The organism is Sulfolobales archaeon (assembly GCA_038897115.1).
Lineage (GTDB): Archaea > Thermoproteota > Thermoprotei_A > Sulfolobales > AG1 > AG1.
In genome coordinates this window covers 1-7,339 of record JAWAXC010000072.1, presented here as the reverse complement: position 1 = coordinate 7,339, position 7,339 = coordinate 1, and the positions used below count along the sequence as shown (strand labels likewise).

10 protein-coding genes are annotated in these 7,339 nt (G+C 46.4%); 2 read left to right on the top strand and 8 right to left on the bottom strand.

The annotated features are described in order from the left end of the window. A partial coding sequence (locus QXE01_09160; GenBank protein ID MEM4971406.1) for an enoyl-CoA hydratase-related protein occupies nt 1–1,796 on the top strand: 1,796 nt, incomplete at its 5' end. Between the two features lie 79 nt (nt 1,797–1,875). Here the strand turns inward: QXE01_09160 and speE are convergent. Continuing rightward, nucleotides 1,876–2,721 (bottom strand): polyamine aminopropyltransferase, encoded by an 846-nt coding sequence (gene speE / locus QXE01_09155; GenBank protein ID MEM4971405.1) that lies wholly within the window; start codon nt 2,719–2,721, stop codon nt 1,876–1,878. A 107-nt stretch (nt 2,722–2,828) separates the two neighbouring features. Here speE and QXE01_09150 point away from each other — a divergent pair, with 107 nt between their 5' ends. Continuing rightward, nucleotides 2,829–4,166: a tRNA(Ile)(2)-agmatinylcytidine synthase gene (locus tag QXE01_09150; GenBank protein MEM4971404.1), complete on the top strand. Its 1,338-nt coding sequence runs from the start codon at nt 2,829–2,831 to the stop codon at nt 4,164–4,166. A 4-nt stretch (nt 4,167–4,170) separates the two neighbouring features. On the opposite strand, the gene ftsY is transcribed toward QXE01_09150, so the two are convergent. The 7 genes from ftsY to QXE01_09115 are packed head-to-tail and all read right to left on the bottom strand — an operon-like array spanning nt 4,171 to nt 7,339. Beyond that, nucleotides 4,171–5,109, bottom strand: coding sequence for a signal recognition particle-docking protein FtsY (gene ftsY, locus QXE01_09145; protein MEM4971403.1), 939 nt, complete (start codon nt 5,107–5,109; stop codon nt 4,171–4,173). A 5-nt stretch (nt 5,110–5,114) separates the two neighbouring features. Further along, nucleotides 5,115–5,591, bottom strand: a complete 477-nt coding sequence (gene pfdA, locus QXE01_09140) for a prefoldin subunit alpha (GenBank protein MEM4971402.1) — start codon at nt 5,589–5,591, stop codon at nt 5,115–5,117. Further along, the gene (gene rpl18a / locus QXE01_09135; protein ID MEM4971401.1) at nt 5,581–5,847 is read right to left on the bottom strand and encodes a 50S ribosomal protein L18Ae; all 267 of its coding nucleotides are present in this window, start codon (nt 5,845–5,847) and stop codon (nt 5,581–5,583) included. Before rpl18a ends, pfdA begins: the two co-directional genes overlap by 11 nt. Before the next feature lies 1 nt (nt 5,848). Next, complete coding sequence (locus QXE01_09130; protein ID MEM4971400.1) at nt 5,849–6,535, bottom strand: translation initiation factor IF-6; 687 nt, start codon at nt 6,533–6,535, stop codon at nt 5,849–5,851. A gap of 26 nt (nt 6,536–6,561) precedes the next feature. Further along, nucleotides 6,562–6,846 (bottom strand): 50S ribosomal protein L31e, encoded by a 285-nt coding sequence (locus tag QXE01_09125; GenBank protein ID MEM4971399.1) that lies wholly within the window; start codon nt 6,844–6,846, stop codon nt 6,562–6,564. Between the two features lie 9 nt (nt 6,847–6,855). Further along, nucleotides 6,856–7,014 carry a 50S ribosomal protein L39e gene (locus QXE01_09120; protein ID MEM4971398.1) on the bottom strand — a complete coding sequence of 53 codons (159 nt, stop codon included), beginning with the start codon at nt 7,012–7,014 and terminating at the stop codon, nt 6,856–6,858. A 1-nt stretch (nt 7,015) separates the two neighbouring features. Beyond that, nucleotides 7,016–7,339, bottom strand: a complete 324-nt coding sequence (locus QXE01_09115) for a DNA-binding protein (GenBank protein MEM4971397.1) — start codon at nt 7,337–7,339, stop codon at nt 7,016–7,018.

Here is a 7,339-nt window from a genome sequence, read left to right as displayed (position 1 = left end):
TAGAGACTATTATGTCGAGGATCTCTACCAGCGTCTCTATAGAGGATGCTGCTAGAGATGCTGATTTTGTGATAGAGGCTGTGCCAGAGAATATGGATCTTAAGAGGCAGGTGTTCTCAACACTAGATAGATCAACGCCTAGACATGCTATACTCGCTACAAACACCTCCTCCCTACCCATAGGCGAGATCGCGGCATCAACCACAAGACCGGATCGGGTTATAGGTATGCACTTCTTCAACCCACCCCCATTAATGCCCCTTGTAGAGATTATAAGGGGGCCCCAGACATCTGATGATACTCTAAAGATAACTATAGATGTTGCGAGGAGGATGGGTAAGGAGGTTGTTATCGTTAATAGAGATATACCTGGGTTCATAGTTAATAGGCTACTCTCTAGGCTGATTGAGCAGGCCTGCTACATGGTTGAGGAGCAGGGCTACACAGTGGTTGCCATAGATAGCGCCCTTAGATATAGGGCGGGGCTTCCAATGGGGGTGTTTGAGCTTATAGACTTCACGGGGATCGATGTTGTTGCATCTATATTTAATGAGATGAGCAAGAGGGGCTTCAAAGCTAGGCTCTGCAGAAGCATAGCCGATAAATATGGGAGGGGCGAGCTTGGGATGAAGAGTGGTAGGGGCTTCTACACATACCCCTCGCCAGGTGTTTACTCCAGGCCAGCTATACCGAGGGAGGATGGAGAGAAGGTAGATCTTATCGAGGTATTTGCTCCAATGGTTAATGAGGCTGCATATCTATTGGAAGAGGGTATCGTGGATTCCCCAAGCACAATAGACAAGGCTGTGAAACTCGGCCTCGGATACCCCAGGGGGATCCTGGAGATGGCTGATGAATGGGGGATAGATAATGTTGTTGAAAGGCTTAAAAAGATAGCATCCTCAGAAGCTATGTCTCATAACAGCCCGAGAAGCCTTCTCCTCAAAATGGTCTCGGAGAACAGGGTTGGGATTAGATCTGGTATGGGCTTCTACACATATGCAGGGATCTCCGAGAAGAGGATGAAGACAGTAATAGTTAGGAGGGAGAATAGGGTTGGGTGGATAGTCCTTAACAGGCCTGAAAAGCTAAACGCTATATCCCCCGAAATGCTCGAGGAGATCTCCTCAGCCCTTAGAGAGCTAGAGGCTGATGAGGGGGTAAGGGTTATAGTGATCACAGGATCTGGAAGGGCCTTCTCAGCAGGAGCAGATGTAACGGCGTTCACAAATGTGAACCCCGTTAACTCCTATATATATTCTAGAAGGTTCCAAGAGATCCTCAACATGATCGAGAGAACGCCAAAGCCTGTTATAGCATCTATAAACGGCTACGCATTAGGAGGAGGGCTGGAGCTGGCTATGGCATGTGATATTAGAATAGCATCTGAGAACGCGATGCTGGGCCAGCCAGAGATAAACCTAGGCCTAATACCAGGTGCTGGAGGCACACAGAGGCTATCAAAGCTAGTTGGGAGGGGCAGGGCTAAGGAGCTCATAATGCTTGGAGAGCCAATACCAGCTAGAGAGGCTGAGAGGATAGGGCTTGTTAACAGGGTGGTTCCACATGACAGGCTTGAAAGCGAGACAAGAGCCCTCGCAAACAAGCTAGCCGAGAAACCCCCGATAGCCCTTATGGCAGCTAAGATCGCTATAAACCTTGGCAGCGACTACCCATTAGAGGCTGGGTTAGCTCTAGAGTCGTCTCTATTCTCTATACTCTTCTCAACAGAGGATCTAGTTGAGGGTGTATCAGCTTTCCTCCAGAGGAGAAAGCCTGAGTTCAAAGGTAGATAGCTTTTAAACAATTCCTTTTATTCATGTAGATCCTCTCCCCAACCCCCACATCGAGGGATATGCCTCTAAATAGGATCTCCTAGATCAGCACCGGAGTTTTCATAAGGCCCTCATGGGTTCTCCCAGAATATATCTTGAGACCCTCAACCATATTCCTCCTCAGAATCTCGTCCACCTCACCCTCGCCAAGGGATGCTGGATCTCTATGCTTAGAAGCTATCACATAGCTGACAGCATATCCGAAGGAGGGTATCCACATCGAGTATCCCCTAGAATATCTAAAAACCCTACTCATGGCCTCATAGATATTCCTATAATACTCTGGATAGTAGAACGCACATCCAGCCTGTGTAACCACTACACCCCTCTCCCCCGTTATGCTATGTAGCTTCCTATAGAACTCCTCTGTATAGAGCCTCTTACCTATCTCAGGCCCATATGGATCTGTAAGATCTACTATAACTACGTCGAACACCTCTCTAGCCTTATCCACATATTCGAAGCCATCCATTATAACAACCCTCGCCCTTGGATCTTCAAAGCTATTCCTATGAATCCTTGCTAGAAGCTTCTTAGCAATCTCAACCAACTCCCCATCTATATCAACCATAACAGCCTCCTTAACACTAGAGTATCTTAGAACCTCTCTCAAGGTATAGCCCTCACCACCCCCTATTATAAGAACCTTCTCAGGAGATCCATGGGTAACCATTGCTGGATGGACAAGAGCCTCATGATATATAGCCTCATCAGCCTCTGTTGATTGTACAAGTCCATCTAGTATTAGTGAGAGCCCATATTCTTCGAAAACGACTATTTCAACCTCTTGATACCTTGTTCTACCCCTATAGAGGATCTCCCTCACACCCATGAGAAGGGATGTAGATCTTGATACAGGTTGGAGATATACAAGCCTGTTCCCCATGAAACCCCCCATTATCTAGTGATAACCAGCATATAAGAGCTAGATCTCCGTGATAGGTGTTATGCTAATATCCTTTCAGGTTCTAGATAGGGTGGAGAAGCAATGATATGGAGAACCACGTAGATCTATATGAGCTTCACATAGGCGTCGATGATCTTGATACGTTTGGTTGGGGCTGCACAACATATTACATATATAGCTTGCTCAAGGAGATAAAGAGATCCTCTGTGGGTTCTAGGCTGAGGTTTCTAGACTATCCACTCCTAACAAGGCTGAATCCAGCGATACCTCTGAGGACGAGGGGGAATGGCGCTCTATCGATCCACGTGGCTGGTGAGGAAAACGATCTGAGGGAGGTGGTTGAGATAGCAACCTCGCTCCTAGATAGCAGGACAATGCCTGGGAGAGAGCCTGGCGTTATATCGCTTATAGGTAGAATGCCCTTGACAATTGCGAGGAAGATCTATATAGATCTGCTGACAGATATAGCTGAGATCTCCTATATAGAGAGGGTTATAGAGAAGATCGGTGGGAGGATACATATAGCTGGGAAGGGCGTTATAGGCGCCCTAGGATCTATATCCCACTACTATATCGAGGGAGACTGCACATATGAGATCATAGCCTACTCAGATAATGTTGAAAACGTATATATAGATCCTGAGAGGCTGGCTAAGATGGATATTGAGACAAGGCCTTTAACATTCAATAACATAGATCCTGAGACGGGCAAGCCCCTTATAAAGCCATCTACAGGCGCACCAGTAGCCCTCGGCATAAGAGGGGAATCCCCGGAGATCCTTGTGAAGGCCTTCAACATACTTAAGCCAGAAAATATCTCTGGCTATGCGGTTTTTCGAACAAATCAGGCTACTGATCAGCATCTAATACCGAGATCTATAGCTGATGCTAAATTCTATAGAACAGGGTTGTTCAGGGGAAGGGTTATAGATCCTCCAAGGGTTCTAAGGGGTGGCGATGTGATCCTCAGGATCTCCGATGGATCTTCTGAGATAGATGTAGCAATATATAGAGAGGCTGGCGAGGCAAACAAAGTTGCCAGATCACTTGCCCCCGGCGATCTAATAGCTGTTGGTGGATCTGTTAAACCATGGATCAAAGATGATGGAGAGTCTCCTGTTATAAATGCCGAGTATCTAAAGGTACTGAGACTCTCAGATCAATATATAGAGATGCCTCCAAGATGCCCTAGATGCGGTTCTAGCATGGAGAGCATGGGGAGGGGGAAGGGGTATAGGTGTAGGAGATGCGGATATAGAGATCCTAGGGCTTCTAAGATAGCTGTTAAGCTTGATAGGAGGATCTCGGAGGGTATATATAAGCCTCCGCCCAGGAATATGAAGCACCTAACCAAACCCCTATCAAGGATCGGTTTGGAGAAGGTCTGTAAACACCTCCCCCCAAGAGATCTATTGATCCTCTAGCTATCTACTCTTCAGTAGAGAAGATCTTAGATAATATCTCCTCAGGATCATATCTCCTCAGATCATCATATCCCTGGCCAACACCTATAAAGGCTATTGGCTTCCCTATAGAGGCTATAATGCTTATCGCAGATCCTCCCGTGGCATTTGCATCTAGCTTTGTCAATATAGCTATATCTACTCCAACATGTTTATCAAACTCCCTAGCCTGGTTCACAGCATCGTTCCCTGTTAGTGAGTCTAGCACTAGAACCCTAAGATCTGGCCTTGAGATCCTTATGATCTTCTTGATCTCCTCCATAAGATCTCTATCTGTATGCTGCCTCCCAGCAGTATCTATGAGCACAACATCATACCCACTTTTCTCCGCATGCCTTATAGCATCGAAGACAACAGCCCCTGGATCGGATCCGTATTTGCCCCTGAAAAGAGGTATGCCTAGCCTTGAGCAGTGTATGGCGAGCTGCTCCTGAGCACCAGCTCTGAATGTGTCTCCAGCTACTACTAGAACCTTAAGCCCGTTCTTCGATAGATATCTAGCAACCTTAGCTATCGTTGTTGTCTTCCCAACCCCGTTGACACCCATAAAGACTATTTTGAATGGTTTTTTAGATCTTGCCATCGATATTAGATCGCCTTCCCAGACACCCCTTCTAAGGATATCCCTTATAGTCTCCCTCAACTTCTCCCCAACAAACACCTCTAGATCTTCAAACCTCCCTATTCTAGTTCCATCGAGCCTCTTCGCAACACCCCTTATAATCTCCTCTGCAACCTCATATGCAACATCGGCCTCTACTAGCTTGATGATAAGCTCCTCTGATACCTTTAACACATCCTCATATCTGATCTCCTTAGTCGCTATAGATCCTATCGCTTCTGAGATCCCCTTAGCTATAGAGGATTTTATCGATGAGAAGATGTTTTTAAGCGCCTTGAACAAGAAGTCTACCCGCTCTTACTCTCCTCCCTAGCCTTTTTCTCCGCCTCCTCAACTATCTGGCTTAGGGCAGCTCTGAGCCTCTCATACAGTGTATAGGCTGAGCTTATCTCCTGGTTTATAGCATTTAGCGCATTCCTGAGATCGCTTTCCTTAGCAACTATTATCTTTATAGCCTCATCTATTGGAACCTCCATGAGGAATTCACCACCTATATTCGCTATCACCCTATCCTTAGCAGTTATAATGCCTTTAGCCATTACATGCCCCCTCCTATCCAGTGCTAGCAGTGCCTCCTCACCCTTGTACACTTTGAGCTGCTCTAGAGCCTCCCTAGCTATTCTAAGCTCCTCAAGCTCTGCGAGCACTATGTTTGCATTCTGCTGCAGCGACCTTATATACTCCTCAACCCTGTTTATATCGCTTACAAGCCTCTCAACAGCCTCTCTATATGTTACCCTCCTCTCCTGACCCCTAGCGGACAATCTCCCACCCAGTGATCCTCGAGAGCTCCCTTATAAAAGTGCTTCTAGCCTCCTCAGGCCTGATCTCCTCGATCTTCAAGATCTTTATATTAGATCTCTTCAGCTTATGCCTACTCCCCATAACGGAGTATATATATTCTAATGCATGTCTCTCATTCAAAGCCCTAACCTCTATAGAGAACTTCCTCCACTCAGGGAACTTATCATGGCCGAAGAGGGCTAGCCCAGATACCCTGTAGATCTTTACCTCACCCATTCTATACACCACCACCAAGTATCCTACTTATCCTTAATATTTCAGGCCCCGTAGTCCTAGATCCAACTATTACCCCATGATCATTAGCTATTATCCCTGATCTTACGAAGAATACGCCGAAATTCACAGAGGAGACATCTATGTTTACCTTGAATAGCTGTGATAGATACTCGATCTCATCCTGCTTCGCATCGGGATGGACAAGCCCACCCCTATTTGTTATAACAGCTGCTGATCCAACAGTTACTAGACCAGCTATTGTTCCCCTCACAACCCTCTCCACCTCGAGGGTATCCATTATAAGCTTAGCTATTTCATCATCTAGATCCTTGTAGATCATAGCTGCTCTCGAGTTAGCAACTATTATATTCCCCAGAGCATTTGGTGGCGCCTTGATAACCGCTATGTTGCCGCTGAACCCCTCCTTAATAGCCCTCAGCTCCTCATCCCTTATAGTCCTTGGAACCAGTATACCCTTATCATTGCCAGCAACCATTACCCCAGGCAATATAGTATCGCTGATCTTAGTCTTTATAACCCTTTTCACCCTTAGCACTCTTATCAATAGCTCCTCAAAATCCGGGGGTATTATTGGAGGTGCTATAGCAACCTCATTATTAGCGAAAACATATATCCCTATGTTTGGGTTTCCAAGGATATCGGCCTTCTCTATAGCGATCCTCGACATCCCAGCCCCACAGCCCTTTCAATAATCTATTTACCTTGGCTCCGCACTGGTACCGCTAGGAGCACCTTGTAGATGCCCTCATCGATCTTTATAACCTTCACAGCGATCCTCCTAGGGGGCTTCTCAATCTTATAGCTGAATATATATTCATTAACCATATTATCTATAATAACCCTCTCAGCCTTGAAATGCCTCTTAACAAACTCCTTTATAAGCCTTATAGCCCTCTTACCCCTTGTCCTCCTACTACCTCCCCAATATACCCTTTGGAGTGGTATCACATATAGTGCTTCATCCTTCTCTTTAACCATATGATCACCTCACACATCCTTAAGCTTACTCCTCCTCCAATGCCTCAGCCTAGGCCTATACCTGATCCTCCTCATGGTTTTTGCAACAACCCAAACCGGTATCGGGGAGTTGCTCTTCTCCCTATTTATAAGCCTCAGCTTCTTAGCGAGGGGCTTGTTCCTAGCCATCTCACCACCCCTTCTCCCTAATATTTATCCTTATCTCCCTCCTTGTCCTCTCAAAGAGGTTCTGAAGTATTGTCTTGAGCTCCTCATCAGTAATCGGGATCTTTATTCTACCGCTTTGGGCAAGCACTATAAGCTGATCCTCTAGGGATTTGACTAGCTCAGGCCTCACAAGCCTTAGATTTGCAAGCCTCTCCCTAGCCTCTGGCGTAAGGATCCTCCTCAGAAGCTCCTGCCTCAGAGCCTCTTCAGCAGCCTCCCTCTCCCTCCTAGCCCTCTCCTGCTCAGCCCTCCTAGCCAGCTCAGCCATCTTCCTCCTCTTAATCAT